The sequence below is a fragment of the Rugamonas sp. DEMB1 genome, assembly GCF_029834475.1.
In the GTDB taxonomy this organism is placed as follows: domain Bacteria; phylum Pseudomonadota; class Gammaproteobacteria; order Burkholderiales; family Burkholderiaceae_D; genus Rugamonas; species Rugamonas rubra.
In genome coordinates this window covers 2,444,234-2,467,263 of the sequence record NZ_CP122407.1, presented here as the reverse complement: position 1 = coordinate 2,467,263, position 23,030 = coordinate 2,444,234, and the positions used below count along the sequence as shown (strand labels likewise).

At 71.6% G+C, this 23,030-nt stretch carries 18 protein-coding genes and 1 pseudogene; all 19 read left to right on the top strand.

Features of this window, described 5'->3' with window-relative positions; translation table 11 throughout:
- The first annotated feature begins 2 nt into the window (after positions 1-2).
- The 19 genes and pseudogenes from QC826_RS11310 (at position 3) to QC826_RS11220 (ending at position 22,952) form a co-directional block, all read left to right on the top strand.
- Positions 3-1,418: an ExeA family protein gene (locus tag QC826_RS11310; RefSeq protein ID WP_279765712.1), complete on the top strand. Its 1,416-nt coding sequence runs from the start codon at positions 3-5 to the stop codon at positions 1,416-1,418.
- A 63-nt stretch (positions 1,419-1,481) separates the two neighbouring features.
- Positions 1,482-3,470, top strand: coding sequence for a secretin N-terminal domain-containing protein (locus QC826_RS11305; RefSeq protein ID WP_279765711.1), 1,989 nt, complete (start codon positions 1,482-1,484; stop codon positions 3,468-3,470).
- Complete coding sequence (locus tag QC826_RS11300; RefSeq protein WP_279765710.1) at positions 3,467-5,008, top strand: tetratricopeptide repeat protein; 1,542 nt, start codon at positions 3,467-3,469, stop codon at positions 5,006-5,008. Before QC826_RS11305 ends, QC826_RS11300 begins: the two co-directional genes overlap by 4 nt.
- 36 nt (positions 5,009-5,044) lie before the next feature.
- A pseudogene (locus QC826_RS11295) lies at positions 5,045-6,061 on the top strand (GspE/PulE family protein); the annotation flags it as partial.
- A gap of 52 nt (positions 6,062-6,113) precedes the next feature.
- Complete coding sequence (locus QC826_RS11290; RefSeq protein ID WP_313872877.1) at positions 6,114-6,770, top strand: ATPase, T2SS/T4P/T4SS family; 657 nt, start codon at positions 6,114-6,116, stop codon at positions 6,768-6,770.
- A complete protein-coding gene (locus QC826_RS11285; protein WP_313872876.1) occupies positions 6,770-7,975 on the top strand; it encodes a type II secretion system F family protein in 1,206 nt (401 codons plus the stop codon). Before QC826_RS11290 ends, QC826_RS11285 begins: the two co-directional genes overlap by 1 nt.
- Positions 7,976-7,982: 7 nt before the next feature.
- Positions 7,983-9,587: a hypothetical protein gene (locus QC826_RS11280; RefSeq protein ID WP_279765709.1), complete on the top strand. Its 1,605-nt coding sequence runs from the start codon at positions 7,983-7,985 to the stop codon at positions 9,585-9,587.
- A complete protein-coding gene (locus QC826_RS11275) occupies positions 9,584-10,267 on the top strand; it encodes a hypothetical protein (protein ID WP_279765708.1) in 684 nt (227 codons plus the stop codon). Before QC826_RS11280 ends, QC826_RS11275 begins: the two co-directional genes overlap by 4 nt.
- Complete coding sequence (locus tag QC826_RS11270) at positions 10,264-10,728, top strand: hypothetical protein (protein WP_279765707.1); 465 nt, start codon at positions 10,264-10,266, stop codon at positions 10,726-10,728. The genes QC826_RS11275 and QC826_RS11270 overlap by 4 nt, the downstream gene beginning before the upstream one ends.
- Positions 10,718-11,440: a hypothetical protein gene (locus tag QC826_RS11265; protein WP_279765706.1), complete on the top strand. Its 723-nt coding sequence runs from the start codon at positions 10,718-10,720 to the stop codon at positions 11,438-11,440. Before QC826_RS11270 ends, QC826_RS11265 begins: the two co-directional genes overlap by 11 nt.
- A gap of 4 nt (positions 11,441-11,444) precedes the next feature.
- Positions 11,445-12,152 carry a prepilin-type N-terminal cleavage/methylation domain-containing protein gene (locus tag QC826_RS11260; RefSeq protein WP_279765705.1) on the top strand — a complete coding sequence of 236 codons (708 nt, stop codon included), beginning with the start codon at positions 11,445-11,447 and terminating at the stop codon, positions 12,150-12,152.
- Positions 12,149-12,946 carry an ABC transporter permease gene (locus tag QC826_RS11255; protein WP_279765704.1) on the top strand — a complete coding sequence of 266 codons (798 nt, stop codon included), beginning with the start codon at positions 12,149-12,151 and terminating at the stop codon, positions 12,944-12,946. Before QC826_RS11260 ends, QC826_RS11255 begins: the two co-directional genes overlap by 4 nt.
- The gene (locus QC826_RS11250; RefSeq protein ID WP_279765703.1) at positions 12,946-13,575 is read left to right on the top strand and encodes a hypothetical protein; all 630 of its coding nucleotides are present in this window, start codon (positions 12,946-12,948) and stop codon (positions 13,573-13,575) included. The genes QC826_RS11255 and QC826_RS11250 overlap by 1 nt, the downstream gene beginning before the upstream one ends.
- Positions 13,560-13,718 (top strand): hypothetical protein, encoded by a 159-nt coding sequence (locus QC826_RS11245; RefSeq protein WP_279765702.1) that lies wholly within the window; start codon positions 13,560-13,562, stop codon positions 13,716-13,718. Before QC826_RS11250 ends, QC826_RS11245 begins: the two co-directional genes overlap by 16 nt.
- Positions 13,719-13,833: 115 nt before the next feature.
- Positions 13,834-14,406 carry a prepilin-type N-terminal cleavage/methylation domain-containing protein gene (locus tag QC826_RS11240; RefSeq protein WP_279765701.1) on the top strand — a complete coding sequence of 191 codons (573 nt, stop codon included), beginning with the start codon at positions 13,834-13,836 and terminating at the stop codon, positions 14,404-14,406.
- Between the two features lie 196 nt (positions 14,407-14,602).
- Positions 14,603-15,670: a phosphotransferase gene (locus QC826_RS11235; protein WP_279765700.1), complete on the top strand. Its 1,068-nt coding sequence runs from the start codon at positions 14,603-14,605 to the stop codon at positions 15,668-15,670.
- A 31-nt stretch (positions 15,671-15,701) separates the two neighbouring features.
- On the top strand, positions 15,702-16,961 hold the full coding sequence (locus QC826_RS11230; protein ID WP_279765699.1) for an acyl-CoA dehydrogenase family protein: 1,260 nt from the start codon (positions 15,702-15,704) through the stop codon (positions 16,959-16,961).
- Between the two features lie 367 nt (positions 16,962-17,328).
- Entirely contained in the window at positions 17,329-22,032 is a 4,704-nt protein-coding gene (locus QC826_RS11225; protein ID WP_279765698.1) for a PAS domain-containing protein, read from the top strand.
- Positions 22,029-22,952, top strand: a complete 924-nt coding sequence (locus tag QC826_RS11220) for a diguanylate cyclase domain-containing protein (protein ID WP_279765696.1) — start codon at positions 22,029-22,031, stop codon at positions 22,950-22,952. Before QC826_RS11225 ends, QC826_RS11220 begins: the two co-directional genes overlap by 4 nt.
- Positions 22,953-23,030: the final 78 nt, after the last annotated feature.

Below are 23,030 nucleotides of genomic sequence, written 5' to 3'. Positions count from 1 at the left end.
CCATGTACCAAACCCACTTCGGCCTGACGCAGTCGCCGTTCGGCATCACGCCGAACCCCAGCTTCTTCTATTCCGGCAACACGCGCGGCGAGATCCTGCAGGCCCTGCTGTACGTGGTCGGCCACGGCGAGGGCATCACCAAGGTCACCGGCGAGGTCGGCAGCGGCAAGACCATGCTGTGCCGCATGCTCGAAAGCCAGTTGCCGCCGCACATAGAGGTGATCTACCTGGTCAACCCCAGCCTGTCGCCGCTGGAGGCGCTGTTCGCCATCGCCAGCGAGCTCGGCCTCAAGCCGGACGGCAAGCGCGGCGACGAGGTGCTGCGCGAGCTGCACGCCGACCTGATCGCCAAGCACGGCGCCGGCCGCCAGGTGGTGCTGCTGGTCGAGGAGGCCCAGGCCATGCCGCTCGATACGCTGGAGGAGATCCGCCTGCTGACCAACCTGGAGACGGCCCACCACAAGCTGCTGCAGATCGTGCTGTTCGGCCAGCCCGAGCTCGACGCCAGCCTGAACCTGCCGCACATGCGCCAGTTGAAGGAGCGCATCACCCACAGCTTCGAGGTGCCGGCCATGGCGCCCGGGCTGGTGGCCGACTTCCTCGACTTCCGCCTGCGCGCCGCCGGCTACCAGGGCGGGCCGGCGTTCAGCCCGGCGGCGGCGCGGCTGATCGCGCGCGCCTCGCAGGGCATCGTGCGGCGCATCAACATATTGGCCGACAAGGCGCTGCTGGCCGCCTTCGCCGACGACAGCGCCACCGTCGAGGCGGCGCACGCCAAGAAAGCGATACAGGAAAGTAAGTTCGTCGTTAAAAACAGTATCGCGTCGCCGCTGACCTTGGCCCTGTCCTTGGTCATCGTGCTGCTGCTGTGCGCCATCGCCTGGCTGGCGCTGCGCCCGCCCGCGCCGCCGCAGCGGTGGACGGGCACCCCGGCCACCTCCCCTGCCGGCGCTCCGCCCGGCGCCCCGGAGCATGCCCCGGCCGCCGCGCCGCCGCCGCCGGCCGAGCTGCTGCGGCAAACGCTTCGCGACAGCCAAACCTGGCTACGCGGCGAGCCGGCCGAACGACTCAGCCTGCAGATCGACAGCATCCCGCTGAGCGAGCGCGCCCATCTGGAGCGCTTCCTGCTGCAAATGCGCGAAGCCATCGGCCTGGCCCAGATCCACGCCTATCCGCGCCGCGTCGACGGCGTGTTGCACATCGCCATGGCCTACGGCAGCTATCCCAGCCGGGCCCAGGCCGAGGCGGTGCAAACGCTGCTGGCCGAGCGCTGGGCCTACCGGCCGCACATCCTGGCCATCGGCGCCATCCGCGCCGACGTGGCGGCGGTCTGTGGCGCAGGGGGAGAGAAAGGACCGTCGAGGACGCTTATTTGCCCATTTGAAACCCAAACAATTGCTGTAGCATCCAAATTGTAAGATCATGACGCTAGCGACTCCAGTAACACAACACCTTGCACACCCCCGGGGGCGGAAACACCAATGAACAAACTCGCGACTCCCTGGCTCCCCGTGGCCTGCTGCGCGCTGCTGACGGCCTGTGCCGCGCCGCCGATGGCCAGCTCGCCCGCCCATATCAACGAGGCGCCGCGCCCGGCCGGCTCGATCCCCGACACGGTGCAGCGCAGCAGCGCCCTGCCGGCGCCCAAGGCGGCGGCCAAGGTGGAGACCTACAGCGTCACCGTGCACAAGGTGCCGGTGCAGTCGCTGCTGTTCGCGCTGGCGCGCGACGCCGGCCTGAACGTCGACATCCACCCGGGCATCGAGGGCATGGTGACCCTCAACGCGCTCGACCAGACCATGCCGCAGCTGCTCAAGCGCATCGCGCAACAGGTCGACATGCGCTACGAGATCGACGGCAACAACCTGCTGGTGCTGCCCGACGCCCCCGTCTGGCGCAACTACAAGGTCGACTACGTCAACATCGCGCGCAGCACCAGCAGCAGCGTCAACATCGCCACGCAGATCTCGACCACCGGCGGCGGCTCCAACAACAACAGCTCGACCGGCAGCGGCAACAACCCGGGCAGCGCCAACAGCGCCAACACCGGCTCGGGCAACAACAATTCGACGACCTCGGTCAACAACCGCTCGGACAACAACTTCTGGTACACGCTGGAGAAGAACATCCGCGACATGCTGCGCCCGACCAACCTGAACGACAACCAGGTCGATCCGCTGGCGCAGTTCCGCGACCAACCGGCCGCACCGGCGCAGCAGGGCCAAGCACCGGGCCAGCAGCCGGGCCAGCAACAGTCGCAGGGACAGCAGCCGGGACAGCAGCAGTTCCCGGGCCAGCAGCCGGGCGGCTACAACCAGTACCCGCAGGCGCAGGGCCAGTACGAGCCGAACCAGCAGAACCAGGCCTCCCCGCAGAACCTGCAAGGCCAGCAGGGCAAACAGGCGGTCAAGCCGGCCAACTCGGTGGTGGTCAACATCGAGGGCGGCCTGATCGCCGTGCGCGCCACCGGCCGCCAGCACGAGAAGATCCAGGAGTTCCTCGACATCGTGCTGGGCGCCGCCAAGCGCCAGGTGCTGATCGAGGCGACCATCATCGAGGTGCGCCTGGGCGACCAGTACCAGCAGGGCATCAACTGGCAACGCTTGGGCAACGGCGGCCTGGGCAACGGCGGCCTGACGATGACCCAGCGCCAGGTCGGCAGCAACGCCCTGCCGTCCGGCGTGCAGCCCGATACCTCGCCCGGCCTGTTCGTGCTCAACTACGCCAACCCGACCTCGCGCCTGGGCAACATCGCCGCGACCATCCAGCTGCTCGAATCGTTCGGCAAGGTGAAGGTGCTGTCGAGCCCGAAGATCAGCGTGCTGAACAACCAGACCGCGCTGCTCAAGGTGGTCGACAACAACATCTTCTTCACCATCAAGGTGACGCCGGCGGTGCGTTCGGGCGACGGCAACACCATCACCACGCCGGCCACCTACGAGTCGCGGCTGGAGACGGTGCCGGTCGGCTTCGTCATGAGCGTGACGCCGCAGATCGCCGAGAACGACGAGGTGACCCTCAACGTGCGCCCCACCATCACCCGCATCGTCGGCTACGTGCAGGACCCCAACCCGGCGCTGGCCGACGCCAAGGTGGTCAGCAAGGTGCCGGTGATCCAGGCGCGCGAACTCGAATCGATCATGAAGGTGGCCAGCGGCCAGGTGGCGGTGATGGGCGGCCTGATGCAGGACTCGATCGACAACAGCAAGGACGGCGTGCCGGGCCTGAGCGGGCTGCCGGTGGTCGGCAACCTGTTCGCCTACCGCAACGAGAACAACACCAAGACCGAGCTGGTGATCTTCATGCGCCCGGTGGTGGTCAAGGACGCCAGCCTGAACGGCGACTACAAGGACTTCCGCTACCTGCTGCCGGACCAAAAGCCGCTCAACAGCCGGCCCTACGGCGAGGCCCAGCCGGCCGCCGCCCCGGCCCCGGCGCCACTACCGCCGGCCGGAGGGGACGCACCATGAGCCTATTGATGCAGGCGCTCAAAAAGGCCGAGCGCGCCAAACAGAACAGCATCCAGGAAAGCGAACTGGACAAGCCATCCGAGGCCTTCGACGAGGTGCTCTCGCTGGAGCCGCTGGCCGCGGCGCCGAGCGCCGCCCCGGCAGCGGACCCGACGGCCGGCCTGAGCCTGGCGCCGCTGGCCGAGACCGGCCCCGCCGCCGCGCCGGCGGCGGCCCGCGCCGACGCCGGCACGCCGGCCGGCGCGCTGGCGTTCGCCGCCGACGGCCTGCCGCCGATTCCCGTGCTCAACGTCGCCGCCGAGGCGATCCACAACCCGGTGCCGCCCCAAGCCAGGCACCAGGGCGGCGCCGACGCCGCCCGCGAAGCGGCGGCGCCGTCCCCGACGGGCGCGGCCGCCGCTGCCGCCACGGCCGGCGAAGCGCCGCGCCAAGGCGACGCCAAGGCGCCGCCGCGCGGCGCGGCGCGCGCCCGGGCCGCCACCACGGCGGCGCCGGCGCCGATCGGCATCGACCCGGCGCGGCTGCGCGTGATGGTGCTCGGCGCCATCGCCGTGCTGATCGCGCTGGTGTTCGCCTATATGTACTGGCAGGCGGTGTACGCGCCCGGCGCCGGCAGCAAGCTGCCGATGGTGCCGATGCCGCCGCTCAACGCCACCGGCGCCACCGGCGCCACCATCGTGGTGGCGCAGCCGGGCGGCTTGGCCGAGGCGCAGGTCTTGGCCGACAGCGCGCCCGCCGAGCCGGCGCCGGCGGCGGCCGAGGCGCAGCGGCGCGAGGAGCAGATGGCCCAGCAGCTGGCCGAGCTGCAGGCGCGCATGCAACAGATGGCGCAGAGCCAGGCGCAGCAGCCCGGCCCGGAGACGCTGGCGCCGCTGGCGGCGGCCGACAGCGGCGAGATCCGCGTGGTGCGCAACAACGTCGCGCCGCAGCTCAATCCGGCCCTGCAGGGCGGCTACCAGGCCTACAACGGCGGCGACCTGCGCGGCGCCCGCGCCCAGTACGAGCAGGTGCTGCAGCAGGACCCGAACAACCGCGACGCCCTGCTCGGCCTGGCCGCGCTGGCGCTGCGCCAGCAGCAGGACCAGCAGGCCGCCGCCGGCTACGCCCGCCTGCTCGAGCTCGACCCCAACGACGCCGACGCCATGGCCGGCTTGATCGGCATGAGCCAGGGCGATCCGGCGCAAAGCGAGCTGCGCCTGAAAAAGCTGCTGCAGGGCGCGCCCGAGTCCGGCCCGGCGCTGTTCGCGCTGGGCAACCTGTACGCCCGCCAGGGCCGCTGGCCGGAGGCGCAGCCGCTGTTCTTCCGCGCCCACGGCGCCGTGCCGGCCAACGCCGACTACGCCTTCAACCTGGCCGTCGCGCTGGACCGGCTGAACCAGCCCAAGCTGGCGCTGAGCCACTACCAGAAGGCGCTGGCGCTGGCGCAGAACCAGCCGGGCTCCTTCGACCCGGCCGCCGTCCACCTGCGCCTGCGCGAGCTGGCCGCCGCACCGGGCCAGGCGGCCAACCCGGCCAAGGGCGGCGGCGCGGCGCGCTGAGCGCCCCCCCATCGGCATAGGACAGAACACCATTTCATGGCAGAACAAGCAAAACTCCCGCTCGGCAAACTGCTGATCCAGAAAGGCGTGATCAGCGAGGACCAGCTGCGCATCGCCCTGATCGAGCAAAAGCGCAGCAACGAGCCGCTCGGCAAGCTGCTCATCACGCTCGGCTTCGTCACCGAGGCGACGGTGCGCGAGGCGCTGTCGGAGAACCTCAAGCAGCAGACCGCCGACCTGGGCAACCTGGTGGTCGACGCCATCGCCCTCAAGCTGATCCCCAAGGAGGTGGCCAAGCGCTACCGCGTCTTCCCCATCGTCTACGAGCGCCACAGCGACAACCTGATCCTGGCCATGGCCGACACCAGCAACATCGTCGCGCTCGACCAGATCAGCGCCATGCTGGTCAAGGGCATCAGCGTCACGCCGCTGCTGGCGGCCGAGTCCGACATCGCCCGCGCCATCGACCAGTACTACGGCTTCGAGCTGTCGATCGACGGCATCCTGCACGAGATCGAGACGGGCGAGGTCAACTACCAGAGCCTGGGCAGCGTGTCCGACGAGTACAGCCAGCCGATGGTGCGCCTGATCGACGCCCTGCTGGCCGACGCCGTGCAGAACGGCGCCTCCGACATCCACTTCGAGCCCGAGCAGAGCTTCCTGCGCATCCGCTACCGCATCGACGGCATCCTGCGGCAGATCCGCAGCCTGCACAAGTCCTACTGGCCGGCCATGGCCGTCAGACTAAAAGTCATCTCCAACATGAACATCGCCGAGACCCGCGCGCCGCAGGACGGCCGCATCTCGATCAAGTTCTCCGGCCGGCAGATCGACTTCCGCGCCTCGGCCCAGCCGACCACCCACGGCGAGAACTTCGTGCTGCGCGTGCTCGACCGGCAAAAGGGCATCGTCCCGCTCGACGGCCTGGGCCTGGGCGAGAAGGAGCTCGACCTGCTCAAGCTGATGATCGCCCGCCCCGACGGCGTGATCCTGGTGACCGGCCCGACCGGCAGCGGCAAGACCACCACGCTGTACTCGATCCTCAACCACATCAACACCGAGAGCGTCAACATCATGACCTTGGAGGGCCCCGGTCGAGTACCCGATGAACATGATCCGGCAAACCTCGGTCAACGAGTCGGCCAAGATGGGCTTCGCCGAGGGCATCCGCTCGATGATGCGGCAGGACCCGGACATCATCCTGGTCGGCGAGATCCGCGACAAGGAGACCGCCGAGATGGCCTTCGCCGCCGCCATGACCGGCCACCAGGTGTATTCGACCTTGCACACCAACTCGGCGATCGGCTCGGTGTCGCGCCTGCTCGACATCGGCATCGTGCCCGACGTCATGGCCGGCAACATCATCGGCATCGTCGCCCAGCGCCTGGTGCGCAAGCTGTGTCCGCACTGCCGCGCCCCGGCCGAGGCCGACGCGCTCGAGCGCCGCCTGCTCGGCCTGCCCGCCGAGCAGGCCGGCGGCGCGGGCGACGCGGCGGCGCGCACCATCTACCGCGCCGTCGGCTGCGAGCGCTGCGCCCACCAGGGCTACAAGGGGCGCATCGCCATCATCGAGCTGCTCAAGATGACGGCCGAGCTCGACGAGATGGTGGCGCGGCGCGCCTCCTCGCGCGAGCTGAAGAACGCCGCCGCCGCCGCCGGCTTCCACGCGCTGGTCGACGACGGCGTGCGCCGCGTGCTCGAGGGCGTCACCACGCTCGACGAGGTGGCCCGCGTGGTCGACCTGACGGAGCGGCTCGGCTGATGGCGCAGTACATCTACCGCGCCATGGACGGCGCCGGCCAAATGCAGCCGGGCACCATGGACGCCGCCAACGAGCCCGACCTGGAGCTGCGCCTGCACCGCATGGGCCTGGACCTGATCGACTGCCGCGCCACCCGCCAGGGCGTGGTGCTGCTGGGCCGGCGCGAGATCGGCCGGCGCGACCTGATCAACTTCTGCTTCCACATGGAGCAGATGAGCGGCGCCGGCGTGCCCCTCCTCGAGGGCCTGGGCGACCTGCGCGACAGCCTGGACCACCCGCGCTTCCGCGAGATCATCACCGACCTGATCGAGAACATCGAGGGCGGCCTGCAGCTGTCGGCCGCGCTGGCCGCCTACCCCGAGGTGTTCGACCTGACCTTCACCAGCCTGATCACCGCCGGCGAGCACAGCGGCAAGCTGGCCGAGGTCTTCAAGAACCTGTCGGAAAGCCTGAAGTGGCAGGACGAGCTGGCCGCGCAGACCAAGAAGATCGTCATGTACCCGGCCGTCGTCGCCGTGGTGGTGCTCGGCGTGACCTTTTTCCTGATGATCTACCTGGTGCCGCAGCTGACCGCCTTCATCCAGAACATGGGCAACGAGCTGCCGCTGCACACCAAGGTCTTGATCGCCGTCTCCAACGTCTTCATCGTCTACTGGTACGCGCTGCTGGCGCTGCCCTTCGCCGCCTGGTTCGGCCTGCGCGCCTGGCTGGCCCGCAGCGAACGGGCGCGCTACGCCTTCGACGCCTTCAAGCTGCGCGCCTGGCTGGTCGGCCCGGTGCTGCACAAGATCATCCTGGCCCGCTTCGCCACCTTCTTCGCCCTGATGTACGCCTCCGGCATCACCATTTTGGAGTGCATCCGCCTGTCCGAGGGCATCGTCGGCAACCGCGTGGTGGCCGCCGGCCTGCGCCGCGCCGCCCAGCTGATCGCCGAGGGCCAGGGCGTGACGGCGGCCTTCCAGCACACCGGCATCTTCCCGCCGCTGGTGATCCGCATGCTCAAGGTGGGCGAGGCCACCGGCTCGCTCGACGGCGCGCTGCGCAACGTCAGCTACTTCTACAACCGCGAGGTCAAGGAGATGATCGAGAAGGTGCAGGCGATGATCGAGCCGGCCATGACGGTGATCCTCGGCCTGCTGCTGGGCTGGATCATGCTGTCGGTGCTGGGGCCGATCTACGACACCATCAGCAAGATCAAGACCTGAGGCCGCCGTGTTCCGCAAACAACTATACTATCTGAGCAGCGAACAGCTGTGCGCCTACCAGTGGCGCGCCGGGCGCCTGTCGGCGCCGGCCAGCTTCACGCCCGACCCGGCCGGCATCGACGCCTTCATGGACTACGTCGAGGCGCAGGGCGACGCCCCCATCCACCTGCTGGCCGACCTGATCGAGGAGGACTTCCAGCGCCAGTTGCTGCCGCACGTGCGCGGCGGCGCCGGCCGCCGGCTGCGCGCCCGCCGCCTGCTGCAGCAATACCGCGACACGCCCTACCGCCACCTCGGCGTGCAGGGCCGCGACGCGGCCGGCCGGCGCGACGACATCGTGCTGCTGTGCGCGCTGACCAACCCGGCCGTGGTGCAGCCGTGGATCGCCGCGCTGGAACAACTCAAGGCGCCGCTGGCCGGGCTGTATTCGGCCACCCTGCTGAGCGCCGCCCTGCTGCCCAAGCTGGCCCTGGACGAGGAGCACCTGCTGCTGGTGAGCCAGCAGTCGGCCGGCCTGCGGCAGAGCTATTTCCAGCGCGGCCAGCTGAAGTTCTCGCGCCTGACCCCGGCGCTGGACCGCGACGGCGCGCCCGTCAACCTGGCCGCCGAGACCGGCAAGACCCAGCAGTTCCTCACCAGCGTGCGCCTGCTCGGGCGCGGCGAGATGCTGCACACCGTGGTGCTGGCGCCGGCGCCGCAGATCGCCGCGCTCGAGGCGCTGTGCCGCGACGGCGCCGAGACCAGCTACCGCTTCGTCGCCCTGGCCGAGGCGGCTGCCCGGCTCGGCCTGGCCGACACGCCGGCGCTGGCCGAGCCGCTGCTGCTGCACCTGCTGGCCGCCGCGCGGCCGGCCGGCCACTACGCGCTGGGCGAGGCGCGCCGCTACTTCCTGCTGCGCCGCGCCCGCCTGGCGCTGTCCGGCGCCGCCGCCGCCGTCTGCGCCGGCGCGCTGCTGTGGTCGGGCGCCAACCTGTGGAACTATGTCGGCGACAGCGGCGCCGGCGAACGGCTGGCGCGCGAGGCCGAGCAGTTCGACCGGCGCTACCAGGGCGTCATGGCGGACCTGCCGCCGAGCGTCGCCAAGACCGCCAACATGAAGGCCGCCGTCACCGTCGAACGGATGGTGGCCGAACAGGCGCCGCAACCGCAGGCGATGATGGCCATGCTCAGCGCCGCGCTGGACAAGGTGCCGCAGGTCAGCCTGCTGCAGCTCGACTGGGCCGTCAAGCCGGCCGGCGCCGCCAGCCAGTCGGCGCCGGCCGGGACGGCGGCGCAGCCGGCGGCGCAGGCGGCGCAGGCGGCGCTGGCCGGCGGCCCGGCCGACGGCGGCCAGGCGGCGCCGCTGTCGTCGGCGCTGATCGGCATCCCGGCGCGGCCGCCGCAGACGCTGCGCGTCGAGGCCGAGATCGCCGTCAGCCAGGACAACTACCGCAGCGTGCTCGAGGCGATGAACCGCTTCACCCAGGAGCTGGCGCGCCAGCCGCGCCTGCTCGTCCAGATCGAGCAGCCGCCGCTCGACACCCGCCCCAACGTCAAGCTGAGCGGCAAGGCCGGCACCGCGGCGGCCGACGGCAAGGCCAAATTCATCCTCAACCTGGTGCTCACGCCATGAACGCGCAATCCGTCCCCGGCAAGAAGAAGGCGGCCGCCGCCGTCATCGCGCTGCCCTACTGGCTGCGCGAGTTCGGCCAGCTCCGCCTGGCCGCGCTGGGCCTGGCCGCCGCCGCCGGCCTCGGCGCGGCCCTGGTGCTGACCACGCTGTGGTACCGCCACGACGCCGCCGACGCCCTGGCCCAGGCGCAGCAAACGCGCGACGCCGCCTACGCCCGCTTCGCCCACGTCGAGAACGAGAAGCAGGAGATCCGCGCCTACCAGCCGCGCTTCATCGCGCTGCGCGCGCGCGGCATGATCGGCGAGGAGAACCGGCTCGACTGGGTCGAGGCGGTGCGCCAGGTGCAGGAGCGGCGCCGCCTGCCGCCGCTCAGCTACGAGATCGATCCGCAGCAGCCGGTGCGGCTGGAGGCCGCCGTCGGCCTGGGCGAGTACCGCCTGCACGCCAGCCGCATGCGCCTGCACATGGACCTGCTGCACGAGATGGACCTGTTCAACTTCCTCGCCGACCTGCGCGCGCGCAGCTTCTACGCGGCGCAGGACTGCAGCCTGAAACGCCTGCCGCCGGCGCAGAACGTCGCCAACGCGCCGACCCTGGCGGCCGACTGCACCCTCAACTGGCTGACCCTGACGCCGGCCGCGCCGGCGCCCGTGGCGGCCGCCAAGAAAGGCAAACGATGAGCCCGTCCCGGTTCTTCTCGAGCCCGGCCGTCCTAGCCGGCCTGCCCGCCCTGCTGCTGGCCGCCGCCGTGGCGGCGCCGGCCATGGCGCAGCCGCTGGGACGACTGTTCTCCAGCCCGCTCGAACGGGCCCAACTCGACGCCCGGCGCGACGGCGCGACGAGCCCGGAGCCGCCGGCGGCGGCGGCCACCGAGCCCGCGCCGGGCGCGGCCGGCGGCGCCGCGCCGAGCGCGCCGGCGCAACAGTTGGTGCTCAACGGCCTCGTACGGCGCAGCAACGGCAAAAGCACCGTCTGGCTGAACGAGGCGGCACAGAACGACGAGCGCAACGACCTGGCGCGGGCCGGCGCCGGCGCGACGGCGCTGACCGTGCGCCTGCCGTCGGGCAAGCGGGTGCTGCTGCGCGCCGGCCAACGCTACGACACCGGCGACGGCCGAGTCAAGGAAGTCCATGAACCCTAGGCGACCATCCCCCCAGGGCGGTGCGGTGCTGTTGCTGTTGCTCGCCGTGCTGAGCCTGGGCGCCGCCACGCTGTTGCTCAGCGCCCTGGGCGGCGGCCGGCCGGAGGCGCGCCGTGAGCTGCGGACCCAGAACAGGCTGGCCCAGGCGCGCGAGGCGCTGGTCGGCTTCGCCATCCAACATGGCCGTCTACCGCGGCCGGCGGCGTCGCCGCTGGACGGTCGCGAGCGCGCCCAGCCCTGCCTGGACGAGGCCGGCTGCACCGGCTTCCTGCCCTGGGTCGCGCTCGGCGTCGACGGCGTCGACGCCTGGGCCAAGCTGCTGCGCTACAGCGTGACGCCGGCCTTCACGCGACAGCCGATCGAGCGCGACCGCGCACTGGCGACCAAGACGGTGCTGCATCGCGACGCCGGCGGCCGGCTGTTCTTTCTGGCCGGCGGCGCGCGGTGCACGCTTCAGGAGCAGTGCTCCCCGGCCGTGCTCCTATCCAACGGCAAGAACAACCTTGGCGTCTCCGTGCTCGGCGTGGCGCAGGCCAACAACAACACCGGCAACCGGGACGAACAACTGAACGACAGCGCGCTGAGCGGCTTCGTCGCGCGCGCGGCCAGCGACGATCCGGCCGTTCCGGGCGGCAGCTACGACGACATGGTCAGCGCGCTTCCATTGACCCTGCTGTACCGGCGCATGGACGCCGCCGGCCAATTACACTGACATCATGAAAAAACACCGTTCCGGCGGCTTCACCCTGGTCGAAATCGCCGTCGTACTGGTCATCGTCGGCCTCCTCATCGGCGGCCTCATCACGCCGCTGGCGGCGCAACTGGAACAGCGCCGGGGCAGCGAAACGCAAAAGGCGCTCGACGAGGCCAAGGAGGCGCTGTTGGGCTTCGCGCTACGCAACGGCTACCTGCCCTGCCCGGCCATCTCGGCCGGCAACGGTCTGGAGGACCGCACCGAATCGGCCTGCAGCAACGGCCGCCGCGTCGGCTTCCTGCCCTGGGCCACCTTGGGCCTGGCCAAGCTGGACGGCTGGAACCACCTGTTCCGCTACAGCGTGTCGCCCGGCTTCAGCGGCAGCGCCAGCCTGTTCACGCTCAAGAGCCCGCGCGACATCAGCATCGCCACCCGCGACGCCACAGGCGCCTTGGTGGCCGCCAGCGCGCCCGACGATATCGTCGCGGTCGTCATGTCGCACGGCCGCAACGGTTACGGCGCCACCAGCGAACAGGCGATACTGCTGGCCAACACCTCGGCCAACAACCCGGACGAGAAGATCAACCTCGGCAACAGCGGCACGACCTTCCTCAGCCGGCCGGTCAACGACAACGTCGCCGCGCCGGGCGGCGAGTTCGACGACCAGGTGGTATGGCTCTCGCCCAACATCCTGTACAACCGCATGGTCGCGGCGCAACGGCTGCCATGACGCCGGCCGCGCCGCCCCGTTCGCCGCTGCTGCGCCCGGCCCTGACCATCGCCCGCTACACCCTGCTCGAGGCGCTGCGCAACCGCCTGCTGTGGCTGCTGCTGCTGGCCGCCGCCGGCGCCGTCGGCCTGGGCGCGCTGCTGCACGCCGTCGCGCTGACCGAGGGCGGCCAGCTGCAGGCGGCCGTGCTGGCCGCGCTGCTGCGCCTGGCGGCGGTGTTCCTGCTGGCCGCCTTCGTCGTCACCAGCATCGCCCGCGAAGCGCAGGACAAGGGCCTCGAGCTGCTGTTGGCGCTGGCGCTGCCGCGCGCCGCCTACCTGCTCGGCAAGCTGGCCGGCTTCGCCGCCGCCGCCGCGCTGCCGGCGCTGCTGTTCGGCGCCCTGGCGCTGGGCCTGGCGCCGCCCGGCCAGGCGGCGCTGTGGGCCGCCTCGCTGCTGTGCGAGTTGTGGATCGTCGCCGCCTTCAGCCTGCTGTGCGCGCTCGGCCTGGGCCAGACCCTGCCGGCGCTGGCCGCCGTCGCCGCCTTCTACCTGCTGGCGCGCCTGATCGGCACGCTGCAACTGCTCGGCCACGCCGCCGACGCCGGCCACGGCGCGGCGGGCCGCCTGCTGGCCGGCGGCGTCGACCTGCTGGCCCTGCTGCTGCCCCACCTGGACGGTTTCACCCGCAGCGAGTGGCTGGTCTACCACGGCGGCAGCGGCGCCGACCTGCTGGCCGTGCTGGCGCAGAGCGCGCTGTACGTCGCCCTGCTGGCCAGCGCCGCCCTGTTCGACCTGTACCGCAAGAACGTCTGATGGCCGCGCTCCCGCCCGGCGCCACGCCGCCACCGGCAGCCGCGGCGGCGCGCCCGGCGCCGCCGTCGCGCGTGCCGCCCGCCGTGCGCTGGCTGCTGGCGCTGACCCTGGGCGGCCAGCTGCTGTGGCAGGCCGGCCGGCCGGCGCCGGCGCCCAGCCAGCAGGCGCTGCCGCCGCCGCCGCCGCTGGCCCTGCTGCGCCTGGCCAGCCTGGGCGAGACGGCCGCCCTGTCGCGCCTGCTGACCCTGTACGTGCAGGGCTTCGACCAGCAGGCCGGGATGGACATCGCCTGGCGCCATTTGGACTACGCCGGCGTCGCCGCCTGGCTCGGCCGCGCCCTCGACCTCGACCCGCGCAGCCAGTACCCGCTGCTGGCCGCCAGCGCGGTGTACGGCGCCGTCAACGACGCGCCGCGCCAGCGCCTGATGCTGGCCTTCGTCTACCAGCGCTTCGCCGAGGCCCCGACCGGCGCTGGCCCTGGCTGGCCCACGCCGCGCTGGTGGCCAAGCACCGCCTGCACGACCTGCCGCTGGCACGCGAGTACGCCCGCGCCATCCGCCTGCGCGCGCGCGGCCCCGGCGTGCCGGCCTGGGCGCGCGAGCTGGAGGTCTTCGTGCTGGAGGACATGAACGAGCTCGACGCCGCGCGCGCGCTGATCGGCGGCCTGCTGCAGGACGGCAGCATCGACGAGCCCAACGAGCTGCGCTTCCTGGCCGCCCGCCTCGACGCGCTGGCGGCGCGCCAGGCCGCCACGCCAGCGACACCGCCGTGAGCGGCCGAGAGCGGCCGTCGTGCGCGGCGGCGCCACCCTGCCAGCAGGCATTGTTTATGATGCGCAATCGGCGCAGGAATTGTAATATAGCGGTATGAACCAAAAGGACAAACCCATGCAAGGCCCCACCCCGCGACTGCCGGCCCAACGCGGCTTCACCCTGGTCGAAATCGCCATCGTGCTGGTCATCATCGGCCTGCTGCTGGGCGGCGTGCTGAAGGGCCAGGGCCTGATCGACAGCGCCAAGGTGAAGAACATCATCCAGCAGTCGAACTCGCTGTCGGCCGCCGTCAACGCCTACCAGGACAAGTTCCGCGCCCTGCCCGGCGACGACGTCCAGGCCACCCTGCACGCCCCCGGCGCCAGCGGCAACGGCAACGGCGACGGCCAGATCGCCGAATACCAGCTGGCGCCGCAACACCTGGCGCTGGCCGGCTTCATCACCGGCTCCTACAACGGCAGCACCGACTTCATGACCAGCGCCCAGGGCGGCGCCGTCTACATCTACAACGACATCGTCGCCGGCCGTGGCGGCAACGGCATCCGCCTCGACAACCTGCCCGACTCCTTCGCCGAGCAGATCGACAGCAAGCTCGACGACGGCAAGTTCAACACCGGCTCGGTGCGCGCCACCGGCAACTACACCAACAACGGCAGCATCGTCAGCCGCACCGCGCTGTTCTTCTAAGCCCCCATCCACCGCCGCGCCGGCCCGCGCGGCGGGCGCGGCCACCGCAGGCCGCCATGTCCGCCAGCCCTTTCCCGTCAGCCAAACAACACCCCCGGCGCCGCGCCGGCCGGGTGCGAAAAATATTCTCCGGATAAAAGTACGCTCGTTCTATTTTCAGCTAGAATGGGGCACCAACAACACCGCAGGAGACAGAATGTTCGAAGAATTCATCGGCACCAAGGCGGTTTCGGCGCGCCACCAGTTCGACGTCGCCGCGCTCGACGCCTACCTCGCCGTCCACATCGACGGCTACCCGGCCGGCCCGCTGACGGTCGAGCAATTCAAGGGCGGCCAGTCGAACCCCACCTTCAAGCTGAGCAAGGGCGGGCAGCACTACGTGTTGCGCACCAAGCCGGCGCCGGCCGCCAAGCTGCTGCCCTCGGCCCACGCCATCGAGCGCGAGTACCGCGTCATGGACGCGCTCAACAAGGCCGGCTTCCCGGCCGCCCGCCAGTACGCCCTGTGCACCGACGAGGACGTCATCGGCCGCGCCTTCTACGTGATGGAGTTCGTCGAGGGCCGCGTGCTGTGGGACCAGGCCCTGCCCGGCATGGCGCCGGCCGAGCGCGCCGCCATCTACGACGAGATGAACCGCGTCATCGCCCAGCTGCACAGCATCGACTACGCCGCCATCGGCCTGGCCGACTACGGCAAGCCGGGCAACTACTTCGCCCGCCAGATCGAACGCTGGAGCAAGCAGTACACGGCCGCCCAGACCGAGACCATCGAGGCGATGGACCAGCTGATCGCCTGGCTGCCGCAGCACATCCCGGCCGGCGACGACACCGCCATCGTGCACGGCGACTACCGCCTCGACAACATGCTGTTCCACCCCACCGAGCCGCGCATCCTCGCCGTGCTGGACTGGGAGCTGTCGACCCTGGGCCACCCCTTCGCCGACTTCTCCTACCACTGCATGAGCTGGCACATAGCCCCGGGCCAGTTCCGCGGCATCGCCGGGCTGGACCTGAAGGCGCTGGGCATCCCCTCGCAGCAGGAATACATCGCCCGCTACGCCGAGCGCACCGGCAAGACAATCCGCCTGGAGGACTTCAATTTCTACCTGGCCTTCAACATGTTCCGCCTGGCCAGCATCATGCAGGGCATCATGAAGCGCTACGTCGACGGCACCGCCGCCAGCGCCCAGGCGCTGGAGTCGGGCAAGATGGCGCGGCCGATGGCCGAGCTGGGCTGGGCCTACGCCTGCGGCAAACCGATCTAATCAGCTCCACCACACAGCAGGGGACACAGACATGGATTTCGCGTATTCGGAGCGCTGCAAGGCGCTGCAGGAAAAACTGCTGGCCTTCATGGACCAGCACATCTACCCCAACGAGCAGGCCTTCAAGCAGGAGGTCGACCGCAACGGCGCCGAACGCGGCAACCGCTGGATTCCCACCGAGCTGATCGAGCGCCTGAAGCCGCTGGCGCGCCGGCAGGGTCTGTGGAATTTGTTCCTGCCCAAGTCGGCGCGCGCGCCCGAGGCGCTGTCCAACCTCGACTACGCGCCGCTGTGCGAGATCATGGGCCGGGTGCCCTGGGCGCCCGAGGTGTTCAACTGCGCCGCGCCCGACACCGGCAACATGGAGACCATCGAGCGCTACGGCACCGAGCAGCACAAGCAACAGTGGCTCGAACCGCTGCTGCGCGGCGAGATCCGCTCGGCCTTCGCCATGACCGAGCCGGGCGTGGCCTCGTCGGACGCCACCAACATCGAGACCCGCATCGTGCGCGACGGCGACGACTACGTCATCAACGGCCACAAGTGGTGGATCTCCGGCGCCGGCGACCCGCGCTGCAAGCTGTTCATCACCATGGGCAAGACCGACTTCCAGGCCGCCCGCCACGCCCAGCAGTCGATGGTGCTGGTGGCGGCCGACACGCCCGGCATCAGCATCGTCCGGCCGCTGCCGGTGTTCGGCTACGACGACGCGCCGCACGGCCACTGCGAGATCCGCTTCGACAACGTGCGCGTGCCGGCCAGCAACATCCTGCTCGGCGAGGGGCGCGGCTTCGAGATCGCCCAGGGCCGCCTCGGCCCCGGCCGCATCCACCACTGCATGCGCGCCATCGGCGTGGCCGAGCGCGCGCTCGAGCTGATGTGCAAGCGGCTGCAGGCCCGCACGGCCTTCGGCAAGCGCCTGGCCGACCAGGGCGTGTGGCGCGAGCGCATCGCCGAGGCGCGCATCCAGATCGACACGGCGCGCCTGCTGACCCTGAAGACGGCCTATATGATGGACACGGTCGGCAACAAGGGTGCCCAGGCCGAGATCGCCATGATCAAGGTGCTGGCGCCCAACGTGGCGCAGCAGGTGCTCGACTGGGCGATCCAGGCGCACGGCGCGGCCGGCGTGTCGGACGACTTCCCGCTGGCCTACCAGTGGGCCGGCAACCGCACCCTGCGCCTGGCCGACGGCCCCGACGAGGTGCACCGCAACGCCGTCGCCAAGCTCGAGCTGGCCAAGTACGCCGCCAGCAAGGAAGACCTGGGCCTGCCGATCACCCGCAGCTGAGTCCGGCATCGTCGCGCTAGTGTAGTGTTGCGTTCTTGGGGGTGCATATAAAAATGATGCGTTTGCTCGCCAGGCTAGGCGCCAACCGGAGCGATAGCAGGCTATCGCGAGGATTGGCAACGACGCATGGCGGGCAAAGGCGCATTTTTATGCATCAACAAGGGCGCAACACTACACTAGCCGGCGGCCCGCCCGCCGGCCTTTCCCCCGCCCCCGCCTTGGCGCGTGATCGGCGCCATCTATTTGCGCCGCAACGCCGGCGCGCCCTTCCGCAAAGCGCCCGCCTCGGATAGTATTTTGTTGCCGGCCCCCACATCGCGCGCCAGACGGCGCGCTAGTTGACGCCGCCTCAACAAGGGTTTTCCAAGTGCAAGAAAAGCGCCGCCCGGCCCTGCCTTCGATCCGCTCGCAAATCGCGCTGCTGGCGCTCGCCTGCGCGCTGCCGGCGCTGCTCGCCTTCGGCGCGCTGGCGCAGCGCGTCCACCAGCGCGAGCGCGACGAGCTGATGCGGGACACCCGGCAAACCGCGCGCGCCGTCGCCGGCGCGCTCGACAGCGAGCTGGCCCAGGGCCGTGGCGCCCTGCTCGCGCTGGCCGCCTCGCCCAGCCTGGCCGGCGGCGACCTGGCGGCGCTGCGGCGCCAGGCCGACGCGCTGCTGGCCGAGCTGCCGCTGGCCTATATTTCGCTGAGCAAGGCCGGCGGCGAGCAGCTGATGCTCGCCAACAACGGCGCGCCGGCAAGCGCGCCACCGCCCGCCACGCCGGCCGCGCCGGCCCAGCCCCCGGGGGCCGCCGGCCGCCTGACGCTGCGCCCCGACGGCCTGCCCGCCCTCGACCTGCCGGTGCGCCTGGCCGGCCGCGCCGGCTACACCCTCAGCGCCGCCTTCCAGCCGGCCCGCCTCGGCCGCGTCCTCGACGACCAGCCGGTGGCGCCGGCGCTGAGCGTCCTGCTGCTCGACGCCGCCGGCGCGCAGCTGGCCCAGTCCGGCCCGGCCTGGCTGGCGCGGCCCGGCGTGCCGCCGCTGCGCGCCGACCTGGGCGAGGCCAGCGAGGGCCTGCTCGACACCCGCAACGGCGCCGGCGCGGCGGTCTTCCTCGGCTTCCACCGCGCCGCCCTGGGCGGCGCCACCGTCGTCGTCAGCGTGCCGCAGATGCGCGCCGACCAAGCGCTGCTGCACATGGTCAGGCCGATCGCCCTGGTGCTGCTGCTGCCGCTGCTGGCCGGCCTGGCGCTGGCCTGGCTGGTGGCCGGCCGCATCGGCCGCGCCGTGCGCGCGCTGGTCGCGCCGGCCCAGGCGCTGGCCAGCGGCGCCCCGCTGGCGCTGGCCTCGACCGGCTGCCGCGAGACCGAGGCGGTGGCCGACGCCCTGCGCGCGCTGGAGGTCGACCTGCTGCGCCACCGCCACCAGCTGGAAAGCCTGGTGCAGCAGCGCACCGCCGCGCTGGAGCGCTCCAGCGCGCTGCTGGAAACCGTCTACGCCACCGCCCCGGTCGGCCTCAGCTATGTCGACCCGCAACTGCGCGTGGTGCGCATCAACGACTATCTGGCGGCGGTCAACGGCCGCCCGGTCGAGCAGCACCTGGGCCGGCCGATCGCCGACATGGTCGCCGACCCGCAGGCGCGCCGCGCCGTGCTCGAGCACTACGCCGAGGTGCTGCGCAGCGGCCGGCCGCTGACCGGCATCGCCCTGAGCGGCACCGCGCCCGGTTCGCCCAACCAACTGTGCCACTGGCTGCTCAGCTACTACCCGCAGTTCGACCCGGACGGCGAGCTGCGCGCCATCAGCGCCCTGCTGCAGGACATCACCGCGCAGAAGAACACCGAGGCCCAGCTGCGCCAGTCGAAGCAGTTGTTCAAGTCGGTGGTGGAGAACATGCCGGCCATGCTGTTCGTCAAGCGCGCCGACGACCTGCGCTTCGAAATGTTCAACCGCCACGGCGAGCAGTTGCTCGGCCTGAGCCGCGACAAGCTGCTCGGCAAGACCGACGCCGAGCTGTTCCCGCCCGCCCAGGCCGCCGCCTTCGCCGCCGCCGACCGCCTGGTGCTGGCCTCGCGCCAGGTCTGCGAGACGGAACAGGAGCCGGTCAGCCGCGCCGACGGCACGCGGCTCCTGCTGACCACGCGCAAGGTGGCGCTGCGCGACGAGCAGGGCCGCGCCACCCACGTGCTCGGCATCGCCATCGACGTCACCGAGCGCAAGCAGGCCGAGCGGGCGCTGCGCGCCACCACCGAGCGGCTGGCCCGCAGCGAGCACTTCATCCGCACCGTCACCGACAACCTGCCCGGCATGGTGGCCTACTGGGACGCCGGGCTGCGCTGCCGCTTCGCCAACCGCTACTTCCTCGACTGGCACGGCAGCGACGCCGAGCGCATCGCCGGCGCCGCCATGCCGGACGTGCTGGGCGCCGCCGCCTTCGCGCAACAGCGCCAGCACGTCGACGGCGCGCTGGCCGGCCGGCCGCAGGGCTTCGCCGGCGAGCTGGCCTGGCCGTCGGGCGACAGCAGCCACACCTGGACCAACTTCATCCCCGACCTCGACCCGGGCGGCGTGGTGCAGGGCTTCTTCGTGCTGGTGGCCGACGTCACCGCGCTCAAGGAAAGCGAGCTGCACCTGCAGGAGCTCAACGAGGAGCTGGTGCTGGCGCGCGACCGCGCCGAGGCGGCCAGCCGCGCCAAGAGCGAGTTCGTGGCCAACATGAGCCACGAGATCCGCACCCCGATGAACGCCATCGTCGGCCTGGCCAGGCTGCTCGGCGCGGCCGCGCCGGACGCGCGCCAGCAGGGCTACCTGGCCAAGATCGAGCTGGCCACCCACGCCCTGCTCGGCCTGGTCAACGACGTCTTCGACTTCGCCCGCATCGAGGCCGGCCAACTGGCGCTGGAGCCCGCACCGTTCGCCCTCGACGAGCTACTCGACGGCCTCGCCGCGCAGCTTGCCGACGCGGCCTGGGCCAAGGGCGTCGAGCCGGTGTTCGCCGTCGCGCCGGGCGTGCCGGCCATGCTGCTGGGCGACGCGGCGCGGCTGCAGCAGGTGCTGCTCAAACTGCTCGGCAACGCCATCAAGTTCACCGCCGCCGGCGAGGTGGTGCTGACGGTGCGCCCGGCGCAGGACGGCGCGACGGCCGCCGGCACGCCCGGCCGCGGCGCCGGCAGCGCCGACGGTGAAGGCATCGCCCTCGAATTCGTCGTGCGCGACAGCGGCATCGGCGTCCCGCTCGAGCAGCAGCAACACATCTTCGAGGCCTTCTACCAGGCCGACGGCAGCAGCAGCCGGCGCTACGGCGGCGCCGGCCTCGGCCTGGCGATCTGCCGCCGCCTGGCCGACCTGATGGGCGGCGCCATCAACGTGCACAGCCAGCCCGGCCGGGGCGCCGAGTTCCGCTTCAGCTGCACGCTGGGGCGCGCCGCGTCGGCCGTCCCCGCCGTGCCGCTGCCGCCGGCCTTGCAGCGGCTGGCCGTGCTGATCGTGGACGACAACGCCAGTGTCCGCGCCGCCCTCGGCGACGCCTGCGCCGGCTTCGGCTGGCACGCCAGCAGCGCCGCCGACGGCGCCGCCGCGCTGGTCCTGCTGCGCGGCCCGCGCCGCTTCGACCTGTTGCTGCTCGACCAGGCCATGCCCGCCCTGGCCGACGCGGCGGCGGCGCTCGGCGCGGCGGCGCCACCACTGCCGCCGGCGCTGCGGATGATGGCGGGCTGGACCGGCGAGGCGGCGGGCGAACCCGCGCCCGCCGGCGTGTTATTCAAGCCGATCACCCCCGGCCGCCTGCTGGCGGCGGTGGCGGCCCTGCGCGGCGCGGCGCCGGCGCACCAAGCGCGCCCGCGCCTGCCACTGGCCGGACGCCTGGCCGGCCTGCGCGTGTTGCTGGTCGAGGACAACGAGATCAACCAGGAGGTGGCCCAATTCATCCTGCGCCACGCCGGCGCCAGCGTCGAGACCGCCGTCAACGGCGAGCGCGCCGTCGCCCTGCTGCGCGACCAGCCGCAGCGCTGCGACGCGGTGCTGATGGACATCCAGATGCCGGTGATGAACGGCTACGAGGCCGCCGCCGCGATCCGCCGGATGGGCCTGACGCGGCTGCCGCTGATCGCCATGACCGCCAACGTCACCGACGAGGACCGTGCCGCCGCCAGTGCCGCCGGCATGGACGCGCACGTGCCCAAGCCCATCGACGTCGAACAACTGGTGGCCACGCTGGCCCGGCTGGCGCTGCCGGCGGCAACGGCGGCGCCAGCGCCAGCAACGACGACAGCGACGACAAGCACTACGACGGCGGCGATAGCTGAACCGGCTGCGGCCGCGATGGCGGCGGCGGCGACGGCGACGGCAACGGCGACGGCGACGGCGGCCGGCGCCGCGCCGGCGACGGACGGCATCGACCTGGCGCCGGCCCTGCAGCGCATGGGCGGCGACCGCGCCGCGCTGTCCGCCCTGCTGCGGCGCTTCGCCGCCAGCAACGGCGACACCGTCGGCGAGCTGCGCACGCTGCTGGCCGAGGCGCGCCGCGACGAGGCCAAGCTACTGCTGCACCGGCTGCGCGGCGTGGCGGGCAACCTGGGCGCAGTCGATGTCGCCCGCCACTGCGCCCGGGCCGAGGCGGCGCTGGCGGCGCTGGCGACCGCTACCCTTGCCACGCCGCGCCGCGCCGACGCCGTGGCCGAGGCTGCCGCCTTCGCCGCCGCTAACAATGGCGCCCCGACAGACAGCAAGCGGCCGGAAACGGCCACCGGGGCCGCGCCGGCGGTGTCGCTGGAGGAGGCGCTGGGCGCGCTGGAGGAGGCGCTGGCGGTGGTGCGCGCCGGCATCGACGCGCTGCCGGCGCAGGCGGCCGCGCCCGCCACATTGCCGGACGGAATCGACCTTGACTCCGCCGCATTGAAGCGAGTGCTGGCGGAATTCCAAACTTTGCTTCAAAATAACAATTTACACGCGCTGGAGTGCTTCCACGCACTGCGCCCCGCCCTCGCGGCGCGCCACTGCGACGGCAGGATGGCCGCCGCCCTGGACACACTGGACTTCCCGCGCGCCCAGCAACTGGTGGACGAGCTGTTGCAACGAAAGGACTGGGCATGAGCTGGACCAACCTGGCCACCAATGGACGCATCCTGGTGGTCGACGACGCGATGGAGAACATCCAGATCCTGCACCAGGCGCTGCGCGGCGAGCACGACGTGTTGTTCGCCCTGAGCGGGGAGAAGGCGCTCGAGTTGGCCCACCAGCAGTTGCCCGACCTGATCCTGCTCGACGCCATGATGCCCGGCATGGACGGCTACGCGGTCTGCGCCGCGCTGAAGGCGTCGACCGAAACGCACGACATCCCGGTCATCTTCGTCACCGCGCTGAGCCAGCCGGAGGACGAGACGCGCGCGCTCGAGGCCGGCGCCGTCGACTTCATCAGCAAACCCTTCAACGTCGCCGTGGTGCGCGCCCGCGTGCGCACCCAGTTGACCATCAAGCGCCAGGCCGACGCGCTGCGCGAGCTGACCCTGACCGACGCGCTGACCGGCGTGGCCAACCGGCGCAGCTTCAACAACACGCTGGAGAACGAATGGCGCCGCTGCGCCCGCTCCGGCGCGGCGCTGGCCCTGATCATGATCGACGTCGACCACTTCAAGCGCTACAACGACCTGTACGGCCACCAGGCCGGCGACCATTGCCTGCAGCGGCTGTGCGCCGCCATGGCCCGTTGCGCCAGCCGGCCGCAGGGCCTGTTGGCGCGCTTCGGCGGCGAAGAGTTCATCCTGCTGCTGCCGGAGGAGGAGCTGGCCGGCGCCAGCGTGGTCGCCCAGCGCCTGCTCGACGAGGTGCGCGCGACCGCCCTGCCGCACGCCGCCTCGCCGACCAGCCCGCTGGTCACCGTCAGCATGGGCCTGGCGGCGACGCTGCCGCGCGCCGGCCTCGACACCGGCGAGCTGATCCGCACCGCCGACGCCCTGCTGTACCGCGCCAAGCACACCGGCCGCAACCGCTTTTGCCTCGACGGCCACGACTGAGCGGCGCCGGGGCGAGCAGCGCCAGCGGGCTCTCAACCCCGAAGGCAAGGAGTCAGGGTCAGACCCTAGGGTCTGACC